At 61.1% G+C, this 22,518-nt stretch carries 20 protein-coding genes and 6 tRNA genes; 8 read left to right on the plus strand and 18 right to left on the minus strand.

Translation table 11 applies throughout. The features are described 5' to 3' along the window. Positions 1-10: 10 nt before the first annotated feature. Genes fdhF through GOQ28_RS11305 form a run of 3 tightly spaced genes read right to left on the minus strand, consistent with a single transcriptional unit; the run spans position 11 to position 5,102 of the window. Positions 11-2,896 (minus strand): formate dehydrogenase subunit alpha, encoded by a 2,886-nt coding sequence (gene fdhF / locus GOQ28_RS11295; RefSeq protein ID WP_160356515.1) that lies wholly within the window; start codon positions 2,894-2,896, stop codon positions 11-13. Between the two features lie 17 nt (positions 2,897-2,913). After that, entirely contained in the window at positions 2,914-4,536 is a 1,623-nt protein-coding gene (locus GOQ28_RS11300; RefSeq protein ID WP_160356516.1) for a formate dehydrogenase beta subunit, read from the minus strand. Then, a complete protein-coding gene (locus GOQ28_RS11305; protein ID WP_160356517.1) occupies positions 4,533-5,102 on the minus strand; it encodes a formate dehydrogenase subunit gamma in 570 nt (189 codons plus the stop codon). The genes GOQ28_RS11300 and GOQ28_RS11305 overlap by 4 nt, the downstream gene beginning before the upstream one ends. Positions 5,103-5,249: 147 nt before the next feature. Between GOQ28_RS11305 and GOQ28_RS11310 the strand changes: the two genes are divergently transcribed. Then, positions 5,250-6,332 carry a substrate-binding domain-containing protein gene (locus GOQ28_RS11310; RefSeq protein ID WP_160356518.1) on the plus strand — a complete coding sequence of 361 codons (1,083 nt, stop codon included), beginning with the start codon at positions 5,250-5,252 and terminating at the stop codon, positions 6,330-6,332. 34 nt (positions 6,333-6,366) lie between these two features. Beyond that, positions 6,367-7,479 carry a GTP 3',8-cyclase MoaA gene (gene moaA / locus GOQ28_RS11315; RefSeq protein ID WP_160349349.1) on the plus strand — a complete coding sequence of 371 codons (1,113 nt, stop codon included), beginning with the start codon at positions 6,367-6,369 and terminating at the stop codon, positions 7,477-7,479. An 83-nt stretch (positions 7,480-7,562) separates the two neighbouring features. On the opposite strand, the gene GOQ28_RS11320 is transcribed toward moaA, so the two are convergent. Genes GOQ28_RS11320 through moaC form a run of 4 tightly spaced genes read right to left on the minus strand, consistent with a single transcriptional unit; the run spans position 7,563 to position 10,006 of the window. Continuing rightward, positions 7,563-8,768, minus strand: a complete 1,206-nt coding sequence (locus GOQ28_RS11320; RefSeq protein ID WP_160356619.1) for a molybdopterin molybdotransferase MoeA — start codon at positions 8,766-8,768, stop codon at positions 7,563-7,565. A gap of 32 nt (positions 8,769-8,800) precedes the next feature. Then, the gene (locus GOQ28_RS11325; RefSeq protein WP_160349348.1) at positions 8,801-9,283 is read right to left on the minus strand and encodes a molybdenum cofactor biosynthesis protein MoaE; all 483 of its coding nucleotides are present in this window, start codon (positions 9,281-9,283) and stop codon (positions 8,801-8,803) included. A gap of 2 nt (positions 9,284-9,285) precedes the next feature. Then, a complete protein-coding gene (locus GOQ28_RS11330; RefSeq protein WP_160349347.1) occupies positions 9,286-9,537 on the minus strand; it encodes a MoaD/ThiS family protein in 252 nt (83 codons plus the stop codon). After that, positions 9,518-10,006: a cyclic pyranopterin monophosphate synthase MoaC gene (gene moaC, locus GOQ28_RS11335; protein ID WP_160349346.1), complete on the minus strand. Its 489-nt coding sequence runs from the start codon at positions 10,004-10,006 to the stop codon at positions 9,518-9,520. Before moaC ends, GOQ28_RS11330 begins: the two co-directional genes overlap by 20 nt. Before the next feature lie 276 nt (positions 10,007-10,282). On the opposite strand from moaC, the gene GOQ28_RS11340 reads away from it, so the two are divergent. Continuing rightward, positions 10,283-10,786 (plus strand): peroxiredoxin, encoded by a 504-nt coding sequence (locus GOQ28_RS11340; RefSeq protein WP_160349345.1) that lies wholly within the window; start codon positions 10,283-10,285, stop codon positions 10,784-10,786. Positions 10,787-10,848: 62 nt separating this feature from the next. Further along, positions 10,849-12,252, plus strand: coding sequence for an MFS transporter (locus tag GOQ28_RS11345; RefSeq protein ID WP_160356519.1), 1,404 nt, complete (start codon positions 10,849-10,851; stop codon positions 12,250-12,252). A gap of 126 nt (positions 12,253-12,378) precedes the next feature. Here the strand turns inward: GOQ28_RS11345 and GOQ28_RS11350 are convergent, their stop codons facing one another. The 3 genes from GOQ28_RS11350 to GOQ28_RS11360 form a co-directional block, all read right to left on the minus strand. Then, positions 12,379-13,254: an HpcH/HpaI aldolase/citrate lyase family protein gene (locus GOQ28_RS11350; protein WP_160356520.1), complete on the minus strand. Its 876-nt coding sequence runs from the start codon at positions 13,252-13,254 to the stop codon at positions 12,379-12,381. Between the two features lie 99 nt (positions 13,255-13,353). Next, on the minus strand, positions 13,354-14,541 hold the full coding sequence (locus tag GOQ28_RS11355; protein WP_160356521.1) for a CaiB/BaiF CoA transferase family protein: 1,188 nt from the start codon (positions 14,539-14,541) through the stop codon (positions 13,354-13,356). Positions 14,542-14,641: 100 nt separating this feature from the next. Then, the gene (locus GOQ28_RS11360; RefSeq protein WP_160356522.1) at positions 14,642-15,613 is read right to left on the minus strand and encodes a Bug family tripartite tricarboxylate transporter substrate binding protein; all 972 of its coding nucleotides are present in this window, start codon (positions 15,611-15,613) and stop codon (positions 14,642-14,644) included. Positions 15,614-15,731: 118 nt separating this feature from the next. Here GOQ28_RS11360 and GOQ28_RS11365 point away from each other — a divergent pair, with 118 nt between their 5' ends. The 4 genes from GOQ28_RS11365 (at position 15,732) to GOQ28_RS11380 (ending at position 18,869) form a co-directional block, all read left to right on the plus strand. Then, complete coding sequence (locus tag GOQ28_RS11365) at positions 15,732-16,622, plus strand: LysR family transcriptional regulator (protein WP_160356523.1); 891 nt, start codon at positions 15,732-15,734, stop codon at positions 16,620-16,622. A gap of 106 nt (positions 16,623-16,728) precedes the next feature. Beyond that, complete coding sequence (locus GOQ28_RS11370; RefSeq protein ID WP_160356524.1) at positions 16,729-17,091, plus strand: cupin domain-containing protein; 363 nt, start codon at positions 16,729-16,731, stop codon at positions 17,089-17,091. Positions 17,092-17,245: 154 nt separating this feature from the next. After that, positions 17,246-18,247: a tripartite tricarboxylate transporter substrate binding protein BugE gene (locus GOQ28_RS11375; RefSeq protein ID WP_160356525.1), complete on the plus strand. Its 1,002-nt coding sequence runs from the start codon at positions 17,246-17,248 to the stop codon at positions 18,245-18,247. Positions 18,248-18,266: 19 nt separating this feature from the next. Continuing rightward, on the plus strand, positions 18,267-18,869 hold the full coding sequence (locus GOQ28_RS11380; protein WP_160356526.1) for a cupin domain-containing protein: 603 nt from the start codon (positions 18,267-18,269) through the stop codon (positions 18,867-18,869). 88 nt (positions 18,870-18,957) lie between these two features. Here the strand turns inward: GOQ28_RS11380 and GOQ28_RS11385 are convergent, their stop codons facing one another. From GOQ28_RS11385 to lnt, 8 genes are all read right to left on the minus strand, one after another. After that, a complete protein-coding gene (locus GOQ28_RS11385) occupies positions 18,958-19,917 on the minus strand; it encodes an alpha/beta hydrolase (protein ID WP_160356527.1) in 960 nt (319 codons plus the stop codon). Between the two features lie 172 nt (positions 19,918-20,089). Next, a tRNA-Asp gene (locus tag GOQ28_RS11390) sits at positions 20,090-20,166 on the minus strand. Between the two features lie 36 nt (positions 20,167-20,202). After that, a tRNA-Glu gene (locus tag GOQ28_RS11395) sits at positions 20,203-20,278 on the minus strand. 14 nt (positions 20,279-20,292) lie between these two features. Next, positions 20,293-20,368, minus strand: a tRNA-Ala gene (locus tag GOQ28_RS11400). A 54-nt stretch (positions 20,369-20,422) separates the two neighbouring features. After that, positions 20,423-20,499, minus strand: a tRNA-Asp gene (locus GOQ28_RS11405). A 37-nt stretch (positions 20,500-20,536) separates the two neighbouring features. Next, positions 20,537-20,612 (minus strand) — tRNA-Glu (locus GOQ28_RS11410). Positions 20,613-20,645: 33 nt separating this feature from the next. Then, positions 20,646-20,721, minus strand: a tRNA-Ala gene (locus GOQ28_RS11415). A 129-nt stretch (positions 20,722-20,850) separates the two neighbouring features. Further along, entirely contained in the window at positions 20,851-22,488 is a 1,638-nt protein-coding gene (gene lnt / locus GOQ28_RS11420) for an apolipoprotein N-acyltransferase (RefSeq protein ID WP_442862101.1), read from the minus strand. Positions 22,489-22,518: the final 30 nt, after the last annotated feature.

The raw sequence follows: 22,518 nt of genomic DNA on the forward strand, positions 1-22,518 counted from the left end.
GTGTGAGAGGTTATTTGGTCACCATCGCCAGTTCGGATCCGCGCTCGCGACCGTGTAGCAGCTGTTGCTGCGTATCGGTAAAGCGCGACCACTCGCGTTGCCACTCGGATGGCTGGGAGACTTTCAACACCTGAACCGCGGTGACCTTGTATTCAGGGCAGTTAGTGGCCCAATCCGAATTGTCCGTGGTCACGACATTCGCGCCCGATTCTGGGAAATGGAAGGTGGTATATACCACACCCGGTTGTACCCGATCGGTGATCGTCGCGCGCAGCACCGTTTCGCCCGAGCGGCTTTGTATGCCAACCCAATCGCCTTCTGTGACACCACGGTCCTCGGCGTCCTGTGGATGCATCTCCAGCACGTCCTCGCTATGCCAGGCCACGTTAGGCGTGCGCCGCGTTTGCGCACCCACGTTGTACTGCGACAGGATGCGTCCCGTAGTCAGCAGGAGCGGGTACTTGCGCGTGCTGCGTTCTTCCGTGGGGATGTATTGGGTAATCATGAATTTGCCCTTGCCACGCACGAACGCGTCGATGTGCATGATGGGCGTGCCTTCGGGGGCTTCGTCATTGCAGGGCCATTGCAGGCTACCCATGCGATCAAGTTTGGCGTAGCTAACGCCCGAGAACGTGGGTGTCAGGCGCGCGATCTCGTCCATGATCTCGCTGGGATGACGATAATTCATGGGATAGCCCAGCGCGTTGGCCAGCGCCATGGTGATTTCCCAGTCCGCCATGCCGTTGCGCGGTTCCATTACTTTGCGCACGCGCGAGATGCGGCGCTCGGCGTTGGTAAAGGTGCCATCTTTTTCCAGGAACGAAGAGCCCGGCAGGAAGACGTGCGCATACTTCGCCGTCTCGTTCAAGAACAGGTCTTGAACCACGATGCATTCCATCTCGGACAGCGCGGCGGCGACGTGCTGCGTGTTGGGATCCGACTGCACGATGTCTTCGCCCTGGCAGTACAGGCCCTTGAACGATCCTGCCAGCGCTGCCTCGAACATATTGGGAATACGCAAGCCGGGCTCGGGCTGGATCGTCACGCCCCAGTCCGCCTCGAAGAGCGCACGCGCAGCGTCGTCCGACACATGGCGGTAGCCGGGCAACTCGTGCGGGAACGAACCCATATCGCAGGAACCCTGCACATTGTTCTGACCGCGCATCGGATTCACACCCACGCCTTCGCGGCCGATGTTGCCCGTGGCCATCGCGAGGTTGGCAATCGCCATCACCGCGGTAGAACCCTGACTATGCTCCGTCACGCCCAGACCGTAGTAGAACGATCCGTTGCCGCCCGTTGCGTACAGGCGTGCCGCGCCGCGCACGTCGGCGGCGGGGACGCCTGTGACCTCTGCCGTCGCTTCGGGCGAGTTCTCGGGGCGCGCCACGAATGCGCGCCACTCGTTAAAGGCCTTGGCTTCGCAGCGTTGGGCGACGAAGTCTTCGGCGACCAGGCCCTCGGTGACGATCACATGCGCCATCGCCGTCAACAGCGCGACGTTTGTGCCGGGGCGAACGGGCAGGTGATAGTCCGCCTTGATGTGCGGGGAATCCACCAGCTCGATACGACGCGGGTCGATGACGATCAACCGCGCGCCTTGGCGCAGGCGGCGTTTCAGGCGCGACGCAAAAACTGGGTGTGCGCTGCTGGGGTTCGAGCCCATCAACACCACCACGTCCGTATGCATGACGGAATCAAACGTCTGCGTGCCGGCCGATTCGCCCAGCGTCTGCTTCAAGCCATAACCTGTCGGCGAGTGACATACGCGCGCGCAGGTATCCACGTTGTTGGTGCCGAAGGCCGCACGCACGAGCTTTTGCACGAGCCAGGTTTCTTCATTGGTGCAACGCGAGGACGTGATGCCACCCACCGAGTCACGGCCATACTTGTTCTGAATGCGGCGAAACTCCGATGCGGTGTAGGCCAGCGCCTCTTCCCAGGAAACTTCGCGCCAGGGGTCAGTGATACGCTCGCGGATCATGGGCTTGAGCACGCGTTCCTTATGCGTCGTGTAGCCCCAGGCAAACCGGCCTTTCACGCAGGCGTGGCCCCGGTTGGCCTTGCCGTCTTTCCACGGCACCATGCGCACGACTTCCTGCCCCTTCATCTCGGCCTTGAAGCCGCAGCCCACGCCACAATACGCGCAGGTCGTGATGACGGAATGCTCGGCCTGGCCCATCATGATGACGGACTTTTCTTGCAGGGTAGAGGTGGGGCAAGCCTGCACACAGGCGCCACAGGACACGCAATCGCTTTCCAGGAACGATTGATTCTGGCCCGCTGTCACGCGTGATGCGAAACCCTTGCCGGAGATGGTCAGCGCAAACGTGCCCTGGGTTTCCTCGCAAGCGCGCACGCAGCGATTGCAGACAATGCACTTGGACGGGTCGTAGGAGAAATACGGGTTCGAGGCATCCGTCTCGGCTTTCAGATGGTTCTCGCCCTCATAGCCATAGCGCACCGCGCGCAGACCCACGACGCCCGCCATGTCCTGCAGTTCGCAGTCGCCATTGGCGGGACAGGTCAGGCAGTCGAGCGGGTGATCGGAGATATAAAGCTCCATCACGCCACGGCGCAGGTCGTGCAGCTTCGGCGTTTCGGTGTAGACCACCATGCCGTCTTCGACCGGCGTGGTGCACGATGCGGGATAGCCTCGACGTCCGTCGATCTGCACCAGGCACAGCCGGCACGAGCCGAACGGCTCCAGGCTGTCGGTCGCGCAGAGTTTGGGAATATTGATGCCGGCCTCGGCGGCCGCGCGCATCACGGACGTGCCTTCCGGTACGGAGATTTCCTGGCCGTCGATCGTCAGGGTGATCAGGCGCGCGTCCGGGTTCAAATCCCGGGCGGGCGTGCCCATATCGCGTTCGCGTTTGATAACGGTTTCGAGCATGGCGGTTCTCGTTCGGATCAGGCCTGATGAGAGGCGGTTTGATGGGCGGACGGCGAGTCTTGGACGATGCCGAAGTCTTGCGGGAAATGATTCAGCGCGGACAACACGGGGTAGGGTGTCATGCCGCCCAGCGCGCATAAGGAGCCACCCAGCATGGTGTCGCACAACTCGCGCAGCAGATGGATATGTTGCTCGCGCTGCGGACCACCCGCGCGAATCTTGTCCACGGTCTCTTTGCCGCGCACCGCGCCGATGCGGCAGGGCGTGCATTTGCCACAGGACTCCACTGCGCAAAACTCCATCGCATAACGCGCCATATGGCTCATATCGACGGTATCGTCGAATGCAACGATGCCGCCATGGCCCACCATGGCGGAGATATTGATGTAGGCCTCATAGTCCAACGGCACATCCCATTGCGATTCCGGCAGATACGCACCCAACGGGCCGCCCACCTGCACCGCGCGTAGCGGCCGTCCCGAGGCGCTGCCGCCGCCGAAGTCGACCAGCAGCTCGCGCAAAGTCACGCCAAACGCCAACTCCACCAGACCGCCGTGCTTGAGATTGCCGGCCAGTTGAAAAGGCAGGGTACCGCGCGAGCGGCCCATGCCATAGTCGCGGTAGTACTGCGCGCCACGGGCCAGGATGACAGGCACCGATGCTAGCGAGATGACGTTGTTGATGACCGTGGGCTTTCCGAACAGACCCGCAATGGCGGGCAGCGGAGGTTTAGCGCGCACCACGCCGCGTTTGCCCTCCAGGCTTTCCAAGAGCGAGGTCTCTTCGCCGCAGATGTAGGCGCCCGCGCCGGTGCGGACTTCCAGGTCGAAGCGTTTGCCTGAGCCTTGGATATCATCGCCTAGCCATCCCGCCGCGCGCGCCCGGGCGATCGCCTCGCTTAGCGTGGCAATCGCATGCGGATATTCCGAACGCACATAGATATAGCCATAGGTGGCACCCACGGCCAGCCCGGCGATGGCCATGCCTTCGATCAGGGTGAATGGATCGCCTTCCATCAACAAGCGATCCGAAAACGTGCCGGAGTCGCCTTCGTCCGCATTGCAAACGATGTACTTCTGTTCGGCCGGCGTCGTCAGCACCGTTTTCCATTTGATGCCGGTGGGAAATGCCGCGCCGCCGCGCCCGCGCAGGCCCGAGTCTGTCACTTCGGTGACGATCTGCTCGGGCGACAGTGTCAAGGCACGGCGCAGGCCCTGCATGCCCTCGTGCGATACATAGTCATCCAGCGACAGTGGATCGATCACGCCCACGCGCGCGAAAGTCAGGCGCTGCTGCTTTTTCAGATACGGAATTTCTTCAGTCAGACCGAGATGCAGGCGATGGTCGCCGCCTTGCAACCAGCCTGCGTCGAAGAGCTCAGCCACGTCTTCAACCTGCACAGGACCATAAGCGGCACGACCCGCCGGAGTGACGACTTCTGCTAAGGGCTCCAGCCACAACAGACCGCGCGAACCGTTGCGCACCAGCCGGACTGGCACGCCGCGACGTTGTGCTTCGGCTTCGATAGCGTGCGCGACGGCATCGGCATCCATCGCCAGGGCAGCGGCGTCGCGCGGTAAATAGATCGTGACGGCGTCCTGGGTATCCGTCGCATTCGAATGGAGAACACCGGTGCTCATGCCTGCACCTCCGCTTTGCTTTGCCGCGCTTGATTCAGCAGGCGCACCAGTTTCTCCGCGCTCACGCGTGCATGCGGCTGACCATCCAACATGACCGCGGGCGACTGTGCACACAGTCCCAGACAGTAGACGGGTTCAAGGGTAAATTCGCCGTCGGCCGTGGTTTGATGAAAGTCGCAGCCCAGATGCTGCTTTGCATGCGCGATCAGGCGATCCGTGCCCATGGACTGACAGGCTTCAGCGCGGCAGACCTCCAGCATGTGACGGCCTGCCGGCTCGGTGCGGAAATGCGGATAAAACGTGATGACCCCATGCACTTCGGCGCGAGACAGATTCAAGGCCTCGGCGATGACAGGCACCGCGTCGGCCGGAATACAGCCCAGCGCATGCTGTATTTCATGCAGGATGGGCAACAGCGCGCCCGGCTGATCGCGCCAGCGCGAGGCCACTTCCGCTGCCGTGACCACGGCGGGCGAGGCGGACGCGCGCGCTGCCGCGAGCGTCGATGCGCCCCCATGGGCGCCGGCGCTGCCGGGGGAATGGGGGTGTGCCTGCGCACTGAGCATGCTGGTCTCCTGGGACAGTCTCAAGCAAATCAATTCAATCGCACGCCCGCGTTTTGATAATATGCTTTTAAAATCACATTAATTCGAGCGGGACCGCGTATTTCGCGTACTCTAACCGGCCGATCGGCGTAGTTCAATAGGAAATGTATGACATATAAGTTCCGGGTTGCCCTGCGGCCGTCGTGGGTCCTGGAAAGCGGGCCCGACGAGGCACCGCAATCGCTGCACGACCTATTGAGATTGCTATCGGCCATCGACGCCAGTGGCAACATCGCCGGCGCGTGCAAGGAATGCGAGCTGTCATACCGCCACGCCTGGGGTGTGCTGCGGCGATTCGAGGGGCTTTTTGGTACGGCGTTGCTCATCACGAATCGCCGGCAGGGCACCAAGCTATCCACTTTTGCCCAGCGCTTGCTGTGGGCCAATCGCCGCATCGAGGCCCGGCTCATGCCCACGCTGGATAGTCTCGCGTCCGAGCTGCAAAAAGAACTGGAGAAGCTGCTACCCGAAACTGTGCCGTATCTGCGGCTGCACGCCAGCCATGGCTTTGCCGTCGAGACGCTGATGCAGCACATGAATGCGCGCGAACCGGGCCTGGAGCTACGGTATCGCACCGCCATCGAAGCCCTGGCCGCGCTCGAGCGTCACGAATGCGATCTGGCGGGCTTTCAGATTCCGATGGGCGAATTCGAGCGGCCTATTCTTACGCGTTATGCGCAATGGCTGTCCTCTGATGACTATCTGCTGATCCACTTGGCCATACGCGATACTGGTCTCTTCGTGATGCCGGGCAACCCGAAACAGATTCACGGCATGGCCGATCTCGCACGCCCGGACGTGCGTTTTGTGAACCGCCAGATCGGTTCGAGTACGCGCCTGTTGGTGGAACTGATGTTGGAACGCGCGGGAATCTCGACCAGCGCGGTGCAGGGTTACGAGACCAATGAGTTCACCCATATGGCGATTGCCGCGCATATTGCCAGTGGCATGGCCGATACGGGTGTGGGCGTGCAGACGGCTGCGGGGCGGTTTGGGCTGGATTTTGTGCCGCTGGTGCGAGAACGGTATTTCTTCGCGATTCGCCGTACGTCTTTGGACACGCCGGCCATGCAGGATCTGTTGAAAATCCTGCGCGGCGAAGAATACCTCGCCTATGTCGGCCAGTTGCCGGGTTATGACACCGGCGATACGGGGCGTATCGTCACCTTGAAAGAGGCATTTGGCGTCTGATGGCCCACCGGCCATTGCGCGATATGATAGTTACATGAGCAAAGTGATTTTCCTCGCCGACCATACTGCGCTTCGTACTGCGACTGTGCCGCAGGGGACGCTGCCCGCCGCCGGGCAACCGGTGCTGGACCGGCTCGCGCGTCCGATGCGCGATCTGCGTATTTCCGTCACGGACCGCTGTAACTTTCGCTGTACCTACTGCATGCCGCGCGAGGTGTTTGACGGGAACTACACCTTCATGCCGCACTCGGCCTTGCTGTCGTTCGAGGAAATCACGCGTGTGGCAGGGTTGGCCGCGCAACTGGGCGTAGAGAAAATCCGGCTCACCGGCGGCGAGCCGCTGCTGCGCAAGAATATTGAAGTGTTGATCGGTATGTTGGCCGAGCTGCGTACGCCTGCCGGCAAGCCGCTAGAGCTGACATTGACCACCAATGGCATTTTGCTGCGTCGTAAAGCCGCCGCGCTCAAGGCCGCGGGGTTGAACCGGGTCACCGTCAGCCTGGATGCACTGGACGCCGAGATGTTCGCGCGCCTGAGCGACAGCAAATACACGCCCGTGGATGTGCTGGACGGTATCGCGGCCGCATCCGAGGCGGGCTTGCAGCCGGTCAAGGTCAATATGGTCGTGCGTCGTGGTCTGAACGACGATCAGATCGTGCCCATGGCGCGTCATTTCCGTCATACCGGGCAGGTGCTGCGTTTCATCGAATATATGGACGTGGGCAACACGAACGGCTGGAACATGAAGGAAGTCGTGCCCAGCAGCGAGGTGCTGCAGCGCATCGGCCAGGAATTTCCGTTGACCGCCTTGGAAGCCGACGTGATGGGCCGTGTGGCCGAGCGCTGGGCCTATACCGATGGTGGCGGTGAGATCGGCGTCATTTCTAGCGTCACGCAGGCGTTCTGCAGCGGCTGTACCCGTGCGCGCCTGTCGCCGGAGGGCAAGATTTTTCTCTGCCTGTTTGGCTCGGAGGGGCATGATCTGCGCGGTCTGTTGCGTAGCGGCGCCGACGATGAGGAAGTTGCCCGCGCGATGGCTGGCATCTGGAGCCAGCGCGAGGACCGTTATTCGGAACTGCGTTCGGAAGGCGCTCCGGTTCTGCCCGTGGGCGAACGCAAGGTCGAAATGAGCTATATCGGCGGCTAACGTGGAGGCCGCGGCGCCGGGCTGACCGGGGCGGATGACATTGACGTCACGCGCCCCGGTCTAACGCGCCCCGGTCGAGGACATTACGCCAGCCAGTGCGCGACGTCGTAATACCGCACGATATCCCCATCGTTGACGGTTTCGCCCGCCGGGGTGCGAGCCAGACCCGTGGCCCATGGCATAGAACTGATGACCGAGGAATCCTGATTCGGATACGGGATCAGCTCGGTAGTGCCTTGCGCGGTCTGACGGCATTGCACGCGCAGAAATTCCTCGCGGCTGTCCTTATGCGGGCGCGCCAGCCGGATCGGTGCTTGCGTGACCTGAGGAAACAGGTTGGCGCGACCCTGCATGCGCCGCACCAGCGGTGATACCAGCATGGTGTAGACGGCATACACCGACACCGGATTGCCGGGCAGGCACACAATGGGTTTGCCGTCGATATGCGCGAGCGCGACCGGCTTGCCCGGTTTCATGCGCACTTTCCACAGCGACAGTTGTCCACCCAGCGATTCCAGCACGGGCTTGACCAGGTCCTTCTCGCCCACGGATACGCCGCCGATGCTCAACAACAGATCGCAGTCGGCGAGTATGGTTTGAATCGCCGTGCGTAGGTCTGCTTCGTTATCGCGTGCGTGCAGTACGTGTATGACTTGCGCCCCGGTCTTTTGCACCAAGGCAGCGAGCATGGGCCCATTGCAGTTGTAGATCTGTTGCGCCGCGCGCGCTTCACCGGGGTTGACCAATTCGTCGCCCGTGGTCAACACGCCGACGCGTACCTGTTTGAACACGGGAACCTCGGTCAGACCTTGCGAGGCCAGTAACGCGATATGCGCGGCCTCCAGCAGGGTGCCGCTCGTGAGCAAGGTCTTGCCCGCGGTGGTATCCATCCCGCGCTTGCGCACGAATTCGCCTTGCGTGGGCGCTTGCAGGATCTCCACGTGGCCGTCGGCCTCGCGGGTTATTTCCTGAATAACCACGGTATCGGCGCCCGGCGGAATCAGGCTGCCGGTGAATAAACGCGTGGCTTGGCCCGCCTCCAATGGCGCAGGCATTTCACCGGCAAAAACGCGTTGTTGAACGGGTAGCCGTGCGCCGGGCTGATAGTCGGCGAATCGGATGGCATAGCCGTCCATCGCGCTGTTGTCGGCCGGCGGCAAATCCAGGGTGGCCGTCACGTCTTGTGCCAGCACGCGTCCCACGGCTTGCATCAGGGTCACGGTTTCTTGCCCGCCGAGGGGCGATGCCGCCTGCGCCAACAGCGCCTGGGCACGTTCGAAATCGAGCAGATCGTTATTCATGCGTCTTACGTATTAAAGGCTCACTGGTTTGCACGCGGCGCGGCGGCAGGCGATTCCCAGGATTCGGTGCGTTCATGGTCGGCCGCGCGCTGCTCCACCCAAAAGCTCTTGCCATCGGCCAGCGTCTCGCGTTTCCAGAAAGGCGCGCGCGTCTTGAGCGCATCGATCATGTATTCGCATCCGCGAAACGCATCACCTCGATGCGCGCTCGCCGCCGCGACAAACACGATTTGCGCGCTCCGGGTCAGCGCACCCACACGATGCGCGATCACCGTGCCGGCGAGCTGCCAACGCTCGCGCGCCGTGGCCGCGATGGTTTCCAGCTCGCGTTCGCACATGCCGGGATAGTGTTCCAGGAACAAAGTGTCGGTTTCCTGGCCCGGCGCGAAATCGCGCACATAGCCGGTAAAGGTCACGATGGCGCCAGCCTGCCCACCCACCTGCTCACGCAGTCCGGCCAGCAAGGCCGCGCTATCGAAATCGGCTTCTTGAACAATGACCATGGTCAACCTCCGGTCACGGGTTCGAAAATCGCGACTTCGTCTCCTGGAGCGATGGTCGCGTTTGCCTTCGCGTGCATTTGATTGATCGCGAGTTTCAAGCGTGCAGCAGGGGCGAGATCTGGATAGCGTTCCTGCAAGGCCTCCAGCAGCTGCGCGCCTGTCGTGGGCGTAGCAAGCGGCCAGCTCTCGCCGCGCTTACCGACTAACTCCGCGACGCGGGCGAAATACAGAAGATTAACCGTTGCGCCATTCACCGCTTTTTCCTCCGGCTTTGTATTCCAAATGGACGTTTTCGATCACGATGCCCTTATCGGCCGCCTTGCACATATCGTAGATCGTCAGCGCCGCGACGCTGCATGCGGTCATCGCTTCCATCTCCACACCAGTCTTGTAACGGGTGCGGCAAGTGGCGCGGACCTCGACGGTGTGGCTCTCGTCATCCAGCGCGAAATCCACCCCGACGAAAGCCAGTGGCAAGCTGTGGCACAGCGGGATCAGCTCGGCGCAGCGTTTTGCGGCAAGCACGGCGGCCACCCGCGCGGTATTGAGGACTTCGCCCTTGCCCTGGCCGGGCTGGGTCAGCAGCCCGTAGGCGACGGCGTTCATCCGGACCCGGCCGGCGGCAATGGCGACGCGATCGGTTTCGGTCTTGGCGCCGACATCGACCATGCGGATTTGACCGGACTCGTCCAGATGACTAAGCGTAGGGGATTCAGAGGACATGGACAGCAACATGACATTAAAAATTGAACGCGGAAGCGCCTGGATTTCGCCTTGCGCATGCGCCCTATGATAGTCGAGGCGCGCGAGCCGGGGGCGCGGTCCGATAACCCTTCACCATACAGGGTCATGATGCGGCGTCCTGAAAGGTGTTGCGTAGGGATCTCGCCGTTGGGCTGAAATTGTTCCAGGATCCCTCAAGGTCTTGGGTTAGCACTATGATGAGGGTTGGCGGAGCGATGGTCGCTCCGCATTTTTGCGTCCACCTGGAGAGAATGTATGACGATCAAAGTCGGCGATCGCGTGCCTGATGGCACCCTGACCGAGTTTTTTGAAACCGAGGGCAATGGCTGTTCCGTCGGCCCCAATGCGTTTCAGGTCGCAGACCTGGTCAAGGGCAAGACGATTGCCGTGTTCGCCGTGCCTGGCGCCTTTACCCCGACTTGCTCGGCCAAGCATCTGCCCGGCTATGTCGAGCAGGCGCAAGCCCTCAAAGACAAGGGCGTGGATGAAATCTGGTGCGTGGCCGTCAATGATGCGTTCGTAATGGGCGCCTGGGGCCGCGAGCAAAAGACCGCCGGTAAAGTGCGCATGATGGCCGATGGTTCCGCGCTATGGACGCGTGCCCTGGGCCTGGAGCTGGATCTGATCGCGCGCGGTATGGGCGTGCGTTCGCAGCGCTATTCGGCGCTCTTGAAAGACGGCGTCGTTACCCAATTGAATATCGAAGAAGCCGGCAAATTCGAAGTCAGCGACGCAGCCACCCTGCTGTCGCAGATTTAATGCCGTGATAGTCAACGGCGTGGCACCACAAGCGCCGCGCCGTATGCGTTTGGTTTGTTCTCATGTTGACCACCATCTCCTCCTTTTCGTCGCTCTATGTGGCGACGCTGCTGATGCTCATCGGCACCGGCCTGTTCAATACTTATATGGGCCTGAAGCTGACCGCAGAGTCCGTTAGCGAAATATGGGTCGGCGCGCTGATTGCCGGCTATTACCTGGGGCTGGTGTGCGGTGCCCGGATGGGGCACAAACTCATCATCCGCGTGGGCCATATCCGCGCGTTCGTCGCGTGCGCGGCGATATCCACCTGCATGATTCTGGCGCAGATGGTGGTCGATTCGATGCCGGTCTGGCTGGTGTTTCGCCTGGTGTCGGGGATCGTGATGGTGACCGAGCTGATGGTCATCGAAAGCTGGCTCAACGAACAAACCGAAAACCACCAGCGCGGGCGTGTGTTTTCCGTCTACATGGTGGTGTCGGGCCTGGGCACGGTGCTGGGCCAGTTGATTCTGAGCGCTTACGCGACCCTGGACCAGCAGCCGCTGGTGGTCGTGGCGGCATGCCTGACCTTGTGCCTCGTGCCCATCGCGCTGACGGCCCGTTCCCACCCGCCCACGCCCGTGCCGGCACCGCTGGATATCCGATTCTTTCGCCAGCGCGTGCCGCTGTCGTTGACTGTTATTTTTATCGCGGGCAATTTGTCAGGCGCATTCTATGGTCTGGCGCCCGTGTTCGCTTCCAAATACGGCATGACCACGGCCGAATCGGCGCTCTTTGTCGCGGCGGGCGTCACTGCCGGGTTGTTATCGCAATGGCCCATGGGCTGGTTGTCCGATCGGATCAACCGCGCGGGCCTGATTCGTTTCAACGCCATGATCCTGGTGGTGCTGCCCGCGTTGCTATGGGGCTGGCTTGAGCTGCCGTTCTGGGCGTTGGTGTTGTTGTCCTGCGTGTTTGGCGTCTTGCAGTTCACGTTGTATCCGCTGGGCGCGGCATTCGCCAATGACCACGTGGAATCCGAACGCCGCGTGAGCCTGAGCGCGATTTTGCTGATGACCTATGGCGTGGGCGCGTGTCTGGGCCCAATGATCGCGGGCATCTTGATGTCGTCGCTGAGCCCGAACATGTATTACATCTTTGTCTCGGTCTGCGCGCTGGTGCTGGTGATCTTTGTCCGGCCGGCGAAGGTCACGGGGGCGCATCAGGTGGACGAGGCGCCGACGCAGTTCGTCCCCATGCCGGACAGTTTGCAAAGTTCTCCTGCTTCGGTGACCTTGGACCCTCGTGTGGATATCGAGGCCGACGCCGGCATGGAGATGGTTTCTCCGGAGCCGGATGTCGTGCAGGCGCCTGTCTCCGAGGAGGAAGGTCATACGGGCGGGGAAGTCGCCATGGTCGAAGATGTCGCCGCGCTAGGCGAAGAGCAGCGCCTGGAAGAGGAGCAGCAGCGCGCCGCCAGCGTTTAACGCGCCGCAACGTATATCGGGCGCGTCTGAGGAATCTGGACGGACCCGTGCGAGTTGCGGTCGGTGCGTAAAAGACGAGCCCGCGCGTGCTGCGGCCGGCGCAAGACAGCGCGCCGGCCGCAGCGCTCAGAGCCCGAACGCCTCGCCTTTTTCCACCACGCGCTGCGCCTGTTTCACCACCGGCGCGTCGACCATGCGGCCTTCGAACGTGCAGGCCCAGCGGCCCAGGGCTTTTTCTTCCTCGAATACCTTGATCAGTCGGCGCGCGCGATCCACGGCCTCGGCGGAAGGTGCGAACGCCGCATTGGCGGCCGGCACCTGGCTGGGATGGATGCAGAACGCGCCCTCGAAACCCAGCGCGGCGGCCCGCTCGACGGTTTTCTGAAACGCCTCGCGGTCGGCGAAATCCGCCACCGAGCCCACAAATCCGATAGGCGCAATGCCCGCGCGACGGCACGCGGCCACCGCCATGACGTTGGGGACGTACAGCGAATCCGGCGTCACCGCCATCTGCAGCGACACCGCCAGATCCTCGGCGCCGACGATCATGGCGCAGATACGGGGATGCGCGGCCGCGATCTCGTTCATATTGTGCAGACCCTCGGCGTCTTCGACCATGACGATCAACCGCGTATGGCCGGGCGTCATGCCTCGTTCGATTTCGACTTCCTCGATAATCTCGGCCACCGAGCGCACGAAACCCGCGTCGGGCACCTTGGGCAAGGTCAGCGCATGCACATGGGGGCCCACGCTGGCCTCGATGTCGCGCACCAGATGGCGCCACGGGCGATTCACGCGCACGATGACGTCCTTGCCCTGCTCGTGACACTGTTTAGAGACTTCCGCCACGCGTGCGCGTGCTTCGGCTTTCAGGTCCAGCGCGACGCTGTCTTCCAAGTCGAGCTGGATGGCGTCGGCTGGCTGCTTCAGCCCGCTTTGAATGAAGCGATCATTGGTGATGGGAACAAACAGCATGGATCGCCATGCAAAGACCTGCTTCATGGTGCGTCTTCCTTAGAAAGTGAGGATTGAGTTTACGTGAGCCGGAGGGCGGGCAGACCAGCGCCACCTGGCTGGAAAGCAACGCCCGCGCGTATTCGTTCAGTCCAGCGACACGCTTTCCAATTTGGCCAGAATGTCCGCCGTATGCTCGCCCAAGGCCGGAGCAGGGCGGCGCAGCGCGCCTGGGCTGCCCGACAGGCGCGGAATAATATTGTGCATGGGCACACTGCCCATATCCGCATCAGGCACATGCACGATTGCCTCGCGTCCGGTCACATACGGGTGATCGATCAGGTCGGCCACCGAATACACCGGCCCCGCCGTCACACCGGCACGCTCGAACAATGCAAGGTTTTCTTCCTGCGTGCGCTGTGCCACGAAGGACTGGATGATCTCATCGAGCTCGTCCTTGTTCTGCACGCGTGCATCGTTGTTTTCAAAACGCGGATCGGTTTTGAGCTCGGGTCGGCCGATCGTGTCAAAAATCCGCATCGCCATGGATTGCATCGATCCCGACATGGCGATGTGCTGGCCGTCCTTGCACAGATAGACATTGCGCGGTGCCGTATGGGCCGATTGATTACCCGAGCGCATCGTGGGCGTGCCGGTCGCCTGGAATTTCGCGGCCTCGGAAGAAATCAGCGAGAAAATTGGTTCAAACAGCGACAGGTCCACCACTTGCCCGACACCGGTTTTCTCGGCGGAACGCAATGCCGTCAGCACGCCAGCCGCACCATAAATGCCGGCCACCATGTCGGCCATGGCCAGCGGCGGCAGCGCGGGCGGTTTGTCCGGAAAGCCGTTCAAATGGGCGTAGCCCGACATCGCTTCCACCAAGGTGCCAAAGCCGGGTTTATGGCTATACGGACCGGTCTGGCCCCAGCCCGAAACGCGTGCGATGACCAGCGCCGGGTTCAACTTGTGCAGCTCGTCAGGCGACAGGCCCATTTTTTCCAGGCCGCCGGGGACGAAGTTTTCAATCAATATGTGTGAGCACTTGATCAGCTTTTTCAGTTGAATCAGCCCCGTGTCCGACTTGATATCCAAGGTTAAAGACCGTTTATTGCGGCCATAGACCTTCCAGTAAACCGCCTGCCCACCTTCGCGCCAGTGGCGCAGGTCATCTCCGCGCTCGGGGCGTTCCACCTTGATGACATCCGCGCCAAAGTCGGCCAGATATAAGGACAGCATATTGCCGGCGACCAGACGCGACAGATCGACGACACGTATGTCTTTCAGCGGACCATCATGTTCGGGAGTAAAGGCGTGGGTAGTAGCAGTGTGCATGCGATTTGCAGATGTAGCAGGGGGGATGTCGCGCGCCGGATTCCAGCCAATATGGAAAGAAGGGGACGCGCGACGGTGTTGCGGAATGGAGAATACGGACTCAGTTCAACTGCGCGCCCGTGGACTTGACAATGTTGCCCCACAGCTCCAGATCGGCTTGCTGGCGCTTCGCGAGCTGCTCCGGATCATCGGTGAGCATCTCAACGCCCAGCTCGGCGTATTTCTTCTTCACGTCTGGGTCGGCCAGTACATCCTGGGTAGCCTTATACAGGGTGTCGATGACGTCTTTAGGGGTGTTCTTGGGCACATACATGGCGATCCACAATTCGCCGGCAAAGCCTGGGATTTGTTCGCCGATCGCGGGCACATCGGGCAGCGCGGGGTTGCGATCCTTGGTGCTTACACCCAATGCGCGCAGCTTGCCGGATTTGATCGTCGCGATCGAGGAGGGCAGGCTGGCAAAAAACATCGGCACCTGACCGCCCAGCACATCGGTCATCGCCGGCGCCACCCCACGATAGGGAATATGCTGAAGCTTCAAGCCGCCTTTCTCATCCAGCATCGCGCCTAGCAGGTGGTTCAGCGTGCCGTTGCCGGCCGAGGCATACTGATATTTGCCGGGATTGGCCTTTATGACCTTGATGAACTCTTCCAGCGTATTGGCGGGAAACGAGGGGTGAACAATCAACACGTTTGGTACGGTGCCCACTGCCGCCACAGGCGCAAAGTCCTTGACGGGATCAAAGCCCGGATCCTTGTACAGCGCCGGATTGATCGCCTGCGCGCTGCTCACCGTGAACAGCACGGTATAACCATCTGGCGCCTCACGCGCCGTCTGAGCAGTACCAATATTGCCGCCCGCGCCCGGCTTGTTCTGCACCACGAAGGGCTGGCCAAGCTTTTGTGCCAGTTTGTCGGATATCAGGCGCGCCACGATATCGTTGGTGCCGCCCGGTGATTGCGGCACGATCACGGTGACGGGCTTGTCAGGATAAGCAGCATGGGCGCCTGCGCCCCCCAGACTGAAAGTTGCTGCGGCAACGGCCGAAATGGCCAGACGTTTGATAAACATGGTGGTTGTCCCCTCTAAAGTTATCCGGCTATTTTTGGACCGATTTTGTTATAGGTAAAATAGTATAAAAATATGGGTTGTATATATCTTTATATATGGCCGGGCGAGGGGACGATGCATGACATTGACGCAGTTGCGCTATTTCTTGGCCGTCATTCGTTGCGGCAGCATATCGGGCGCCGCGGCGCAGATTCATGTCGCGCAGCCGGCGATCTCGCAACGGCTGCGTCAGCTCGAGGATGAGCTCGGACAGGTACTTTTTCACCGCCTGCCGCGCGGTATTGAGCTAACGGCCGCCGGTCATCATCTCAAAGCCCACGCGGTGGAAATATTGCGCCGCGTCGATTCCGTCCACGATGATTTCAAATCCTCGGATGTCAGTCCCAGAGGCCGCGTGACGTTGGCGATGTCCACGGCGGTCAATACCAAATTCTGCGTCGCGGTCCTGGAACAAGCAGCCAGTCTGTATCCCCATATTCGCCTGACGCTGACCGAACATATGAGCGGCACGCTGCTCGAATGGGCACAAAGCGGCCGCGTCGATCTGGCCGTGGTCTACGACGTACCGGGCAATACACCACTGGCAGTGCATCATCTGGGCAAGGAAGATTTATATCTGGTCTCCGACCCCGCGTTTAAACACACGCTACCGGACACCGTGTCTCTGGCGGATATCGCCGATCTGCCATTACTGTTGCCGGCATTTCCCCAGACGCTGCGTCTGATGGTCGAGCGTACGTTCTCGGAAAACCTGGGCCGCGCGCCCACGGTCATGTTGGATGTGGATTCCACATACGCCATCAAAAAGCTCGTGTCCGCGGGTAAAGGTCAGAGCATCCTGTCGGCGCATTCCGTGGGCGATGAAATCGCTCATGGTGAGCTGGCGATCACGCCAATCGTCGATCCCCCCATCACGCGCACAATCAATCTGGTGACCTATCCGCCACGCGCGGAAGACGCGGCGGTGCGCGCGGTACACCGGGTGGTGGAGGCGGTTCTGGCGTCATAGCTCACCTTTTCAACCGTTTTGATCTGCACGCATATCTCGAAGTCGGTAATAATCGGCGCGGCCAGTATCCAGCTAACCCGCGCTGGTCGCCACTCATGGAGCTTCTATGGCTGTTATACACGTTGCACAAACCGCTGACATCTCGGATATCGAGCCGATTGGCCCGGTTGGAAAACCGCTATCCGAACCGGCCTGCCAATTGCGCCTGCGCGAGTTCGATATCGCGGGCGCGTCATCACTGGGGCAGGGCATCTGGGAATGCTCACCCGGTAAGTTCCGCCGCGAGGTGAAATCGGCCGAGGTGATGCATATCTTGTCTGGCAAAGGCGTCTTTACCTCCGACAACGGCGAAGCCACCGTGTTCCAAGCCGGAGACACCATCATGATGTCGCCGCTGACCCAAGGCGTCTGGGAAATCCAAGAGACGGTACGCAAGGTCTACGTGCTGCTGCCCGCCGCTGAGGCCTGACCGACAGGCGGGGGCGGATTGCCCTCCTGCGTGTGCCAGCGGGGGCGACAAGCTGGGGCTATCCCGAATAGCGTGAAGTTTCGAAATTGGCGAAGGTTCGTTTTACGATTTTTCGATATATAGAAAAATTCCTTCACCCACTACGAGAAACCACATGCTCCGCTCCTTGTCTACCCGGTTTGCCCGCGCGCTCGCGCGCGTTGTACCTGCCGCGCTGGTATGCGTCAGCGCCACCGCATACGCTGATTATCCGGACCGTCCGGTGACTCTGGTCGTGCCTTTCCCCACCGGCGGAAATTCCGACATCGTGGGGCGGCAGATCGCCGAGAAAATCTCCACCAAGCTCGGGCAGCCGGTCATCGTCGAAAACCGTACTGGCGCGGGCGGCATGGTGGGTAATCAGGCCGTGGCGCGCGCCAAGCCCGACGGTTACACGATGCTATTAGGCGGCATGTCGACCCAGGTGCTATTGGCCGGCACCGCGCCGGAGTTGCCCTACGACCCGGTCAACAGCTTTTCTTCGGTCGCGCTGATCTCGAAAGTGCCGCTGGTGTTAGTGGTGCCCGCGACGTCGCCGGCCACCGATTTGAAGAGCTTTGCCGAATATCTGAAGAAGTCGCCCGGTAAGTACAACTTCAGCTCCGCCGGCACGGGCACCTCGGGCCACATCACGTCGCAATACTTCGCCAACGCCATCGGCGCGGACGTCGTGCACGTCCCGTATCGCGGCAGCTCTCCCGCCTTGGTGGATCTGGTCGAAGGCCGTAACGCCTACCTCGTCGATACGCCGCCCGTGGTCAAAGAACTGGTCAAGGGCGGCAAGATCCGTGCGCTGGCCGTGTTCAGCGAAAACCGCCTCGAGGAACTGCCCGATGTGCCCACCGTCGCCGAAGCCGGAATGGCGGATGTCGTCAAGCATATGCTGCAGCCCTGGCAAGGGATCTTCGTGCCTGCGGGCACACCTCCGGAAGTCGAGGCCAAGATTCACGATGCGGTGAACTCCGCCGTGTCGGACCCGGAGTTCCAGGCCAAACTGCGCCAGCTGGGCCTGATCCCGATGCCCGGTACGCTGGCCGATGCCAAGCAGCTCTTCGAAGTAGACTATGCGAACTGGTTGCCGATTCTCGACAACATGGGCTTGAAGCCCAAATCCTGAACCTGGCCACAACACGCATATGACACAGGACGACACCGGCTCTATCGGACAGGCCATCCGTCGCATACGGAAGAACAAGCACATTTCGTTGCAGGCCTTATCGTCCACATCCGGGGTCGCCATAGGCATGCTGAGCCAGATCGAACGCGATCTGGGAAATCCTTCGTTAAAAACCTTGATGCGCATCCAGCAGGCGCTGGATGTGCCGTTGAGCGCATTGTTCGATGCGGATGGCGAGGGCGATGCCAAGATTTCGCAGGATGATCTGGCCCATCACGTGCGCCATGCAACATCCCGGCGTGCGGTGCAGTTTGGCACGCCGCTGATGACCAAAGAGATGCTCTCGCCGCCTGCCGGCCAGCGGTTGCAGTTCATGGTGTTGAACATCCAACCCGGTGGCACCTCCGGGCCTTCGCCCTTGAGCTATCCGGCAGAAAAGGGCGGCTTGGTGCTAGCAGGCGCGTTCGAATTGACGCTGGCAGGCAAGGTCTTGCAGCTGCGCGCGGGTGATAGCTTTCAATTCGATGGAGCGACACCGCATACCTTCAGTAATCCGTACGAGGAGCCGGCGAGCCTGATGTGGATCATTGCCCACGAGCCGGCCGCCGGCCGGCACCTGTGAACGCGAACGTGCGACCAGCGCTACGTGGGTAAAGCGAATCGCGAGCGAGTTGCCAGCGCTGCGCAGGCTCGCAAATTCTGTGAAAACGTCACCAGCGTTGCGCGGGCTCGGGCAGATTCAATGCCTTGCGCAATGCATCGCATAGCGCTTGGAATTCGGATTCTGCGACTTCGCTGAATCGACGTGCACGCAGGAATCCATGGATCATTCCTTTGCCGACACGTGTCTGCGCATCGGTCCCGGCCGCCCTCAGCTTTTCTGCATAACGCAAGCCATCGTCCAGCAAGGGGTCATGATCGGCCAACAGCATAAACGCAGGCGGCAGGCGCGAATGATCCGCCGCACGCATAGGTAGCGCATACCCATCCTGCGTGCTCAAATCGTTTTCCAGGAACGCATTCAACGCGAACGTCATCGCATCCCGCGTCAGGAATGCGTCTTCTGTGTTGTTCAGATAGCTGGGCGTATCCAGGTCGGCATCCAGCGTCGGGTAAATCAACGCTTGCATACGCAGCGCCGGTCCGTTCTTGTCTCGCGCCATCAATGCGCATGCCGCTGCAAGGTTGCCGCCCGCGCTGTCGCCCGCCACCGCGATACGCTCGGGATCGACATTGAGCAGTTCGGCCTCTTCCAGTGCCCAGCACAAAGCATCATAGGCATCCTGTGTGGGCGCGGGGTAGGGGTTCTCGGGTGCGCGCCGGTAATGCACGCTCAACACCTGCGCGCCGGTATTGCATGCCAGGCTCGCGGTGATGAAATCATGTCCCTGCGGGCTTCCGGCGACAAAACTGCCGCCATGCAGGTAGACAATCGTGGGCAGCGGGCCGGAGCGCTTCGGGCGGTAGATACGCACCGGAATTTCATAACCCGGTTTAACGATATAGGTATCCGAGACTTCGAGAAACGCCGGGTAGGGCTCGCGCACCAAGGCGGCATACTGATCCGCTCGCGTGCGGCGTTGGCTGAGCGTGATCTTCAATCCCGCCATGTTGCCCAGCGTCTGCCGTGCTTGTTCTACATATGCCTGAATGCCTGAATCGTATGCCATCGCGCCGCGTCGTCCATTGAGGTAAGGTCGCGGTAACTATAGCGAAAATTTTCTGTTTAAAGAAAAATTTATGGTGGCTACTGGCTACTGGCTACTGGCTACTGAGACAGAAGGCAGACAGCAGGCGAAAAAAAAAGCACTTACGAGGTAAGTGCTTTTTTTCGGAATTATTTGGCGGAGCGGACGGGGCTCGAACCCGCGACCCCCGGCGTGACAGGCCGGTATTCTAACCAACTGAACTACCGCTCCGCAGCGGTATTACATTTACTGCAACCAACTAAAAGTTGGCGTCCCCTAGGGGATTCGAACCCCTGTACTCACCGTGAAAGGGTGATGTCCTAGGCCTCTAGACGAAGGGGACTCGGACTACAAAACTGGTGGAGGTAAGCGGGATCGAACCGCTGACCTCTTGCATGCCATGCAAGCGCTCTCCCAGCTGAGCTATACCCCCAAACTTCCGTTACTGCGAAGGGCCAGCGGCATTAGCGCGCTGGCCCTAGAATTTTGGCGGAGCGGACGGGGCTCGAACCCGCGACCCCCGGCGTGACAGGCCGGTATTCTAACCAACTGAACTACCGCTCCGCAGCGGTACTACATTTACTGCAACCAACTAAAAAGTTGGCGTCCCCTAGGGGATTCGAACCCCTGTACTCACCGTGAAAGGGTGATGTCCTAGGCCTCTAGACGAAGGGGACTTGGACTAACTGTACTGCAACTTCGCTTTCGACTGGTGGAGGTAAGCGGGATCGAACCGCTGACCTCTTGCATGCCATGCAAGCGCTCTCCCAGCTGAGCTATACCCCCGTTTTCGCTAAAACAAGGCTGCAATTTGGAGGTGTTAACTCTGTCGTTGCGGCGTTTGTTTAGTGCCGTTGGCGAAGAAACGAGATTATGCACGAGTTTTTTTTTGTGTGCAAGTCAATGGCGGAAAATTTATAAATTTCTTTGCCTGCGACGTGCGATCCCCGCCACGACGAGGATCAAAGCCAATATGCCCAGCACCGGCTTGTCGCCCCAACGCGCATAGGGCGTGAGGCCAGTCATGCCTTGCACGGAGACGGGCAGGATACCCGCCTGGTGCGGGGGCAGCTGTGCCGCCACCTGGCCTTGAGCATCGATGGCGGCGGTAATGCCAGTGTTCGTCGCAGCCAACATCGGACGTGCCGTTTCCAGCGTGCGCAGTCGGCCGATCTGTAGATGCTGGCGCAGCGCCCAGGTGTTGCCGAACCAGCCTAGATTGCTCACATTGGCCAGAATCGTGGCTCCCGGCTCGCCATTGTCGCTGGGGTGCAGTGCGGGCAGCAGCTCGATGCCGAACAGGTCTTCGTAGCAGATGTTGAACGCCACATATTGATCGCCCACGTGAAAGGGCGGCTGGCGCTCGGCACCGCGGTCGAAATCCCCCAAGGGGATGTTGAGCATGTCGATAAACCAGCGGAACCCGGGAGGCACGTATTCGCCCCAAGGCACGAGGTGCTGCTTGTCGTAACGCAGCGCGGGCGTGCCCGAACGCAGCTGCTCGAGCGGCGTTTCCGCCGTAAAACCAATCACGCTATTGGTAAAGCTGTCACGCCCATCCGCACCACGCGTGCGTAATGGCACCCCCATGGCAATAACGGCCGTGTGTCGGGCCGCAATGCTGCGCCAAGCTTGCCATATCGCGGGATCGAGCCGGTCCTGAAAGATGGGCAGAACAGTTTCTGGCAGGATGATCAGCTGCGCCGCGGGGGTGGGCAGCGCGGCCAATTCCAGGTGGCGCTGAATGCCAGATTCCAATAGCTGGGGATCAAACTTCTGCGATTGCTCGACATTGCCTTGCACCAGGCGCACCCGCAGCGGCTCGCCCGTGGGGCGCGACCACGTGATATTCGCCAGGGGCCAGCCCGCTAACACCAGCAGCAGCGCAAGCGCACAAACCAGATTGCGCGGCACATCGGGGCGGTCTGTTTTCAGACTCTGAGGGCGCCATAACCCGGCCAGTGCCGCCGCGGCAAAGGCCGCAAAAAACGCCATGCCATGCACGCCCAGCACCGGCGCCCATCCTGCAATCGGACTATCGACATGCGCATACCCGATGTTCAGCCAAGGGAACCCGGTCAGCACCGTGGCCCGCAACCATTCCAGCAATCCCCACGCCGCGGCAAAGCAGAGCGGCGCCATCAACACGCGAGGCCACGACGAGGGTGCGTCCTCGCCACTGGGCAGCGGCGGAGTCAGCCATCGCGCGAGCGCACATGCGACTGCGGGAAAGAGCGCCAGAAAAGCCGCCAACGCCAATACACCCGCCACCGCCAATGGCGCGGCCAGGCCGCCATAGTGATGCAGGCTGACGAAGATCCAGTACAACCCCAACGAATAGCTGGCGAAATTGAATACCCACCCCCGCAGAAACGCCGTCGCGACCCGAGGTGCCTGCATGGAGGTATACGCCAGACAAGCCAGCGTGAGGATTTCCACGAGCGCGAGCGACCACACCGGCAGTGGTCCCGGCGCAAACGTCATGGCATGCACGGCGCCCGCCGCGACCAAACCCACAAGAGCCCAGCGAGGGGCGCGGCCAAACGTCATCAGAGGCTCCGAACGGCCTCGCCGCAAAGGCGA

Origin of the sequence: Bordetella sp. 02P26C-1 (assembly GCF_009763255.1) — a bacterium.
Classification (GTDB): domain Bacteria; phylum Pseudomonadota; class Gammaproteobacteria; order Burkholderiales; family Burkholderiaceae_B; genus Bordetella_A.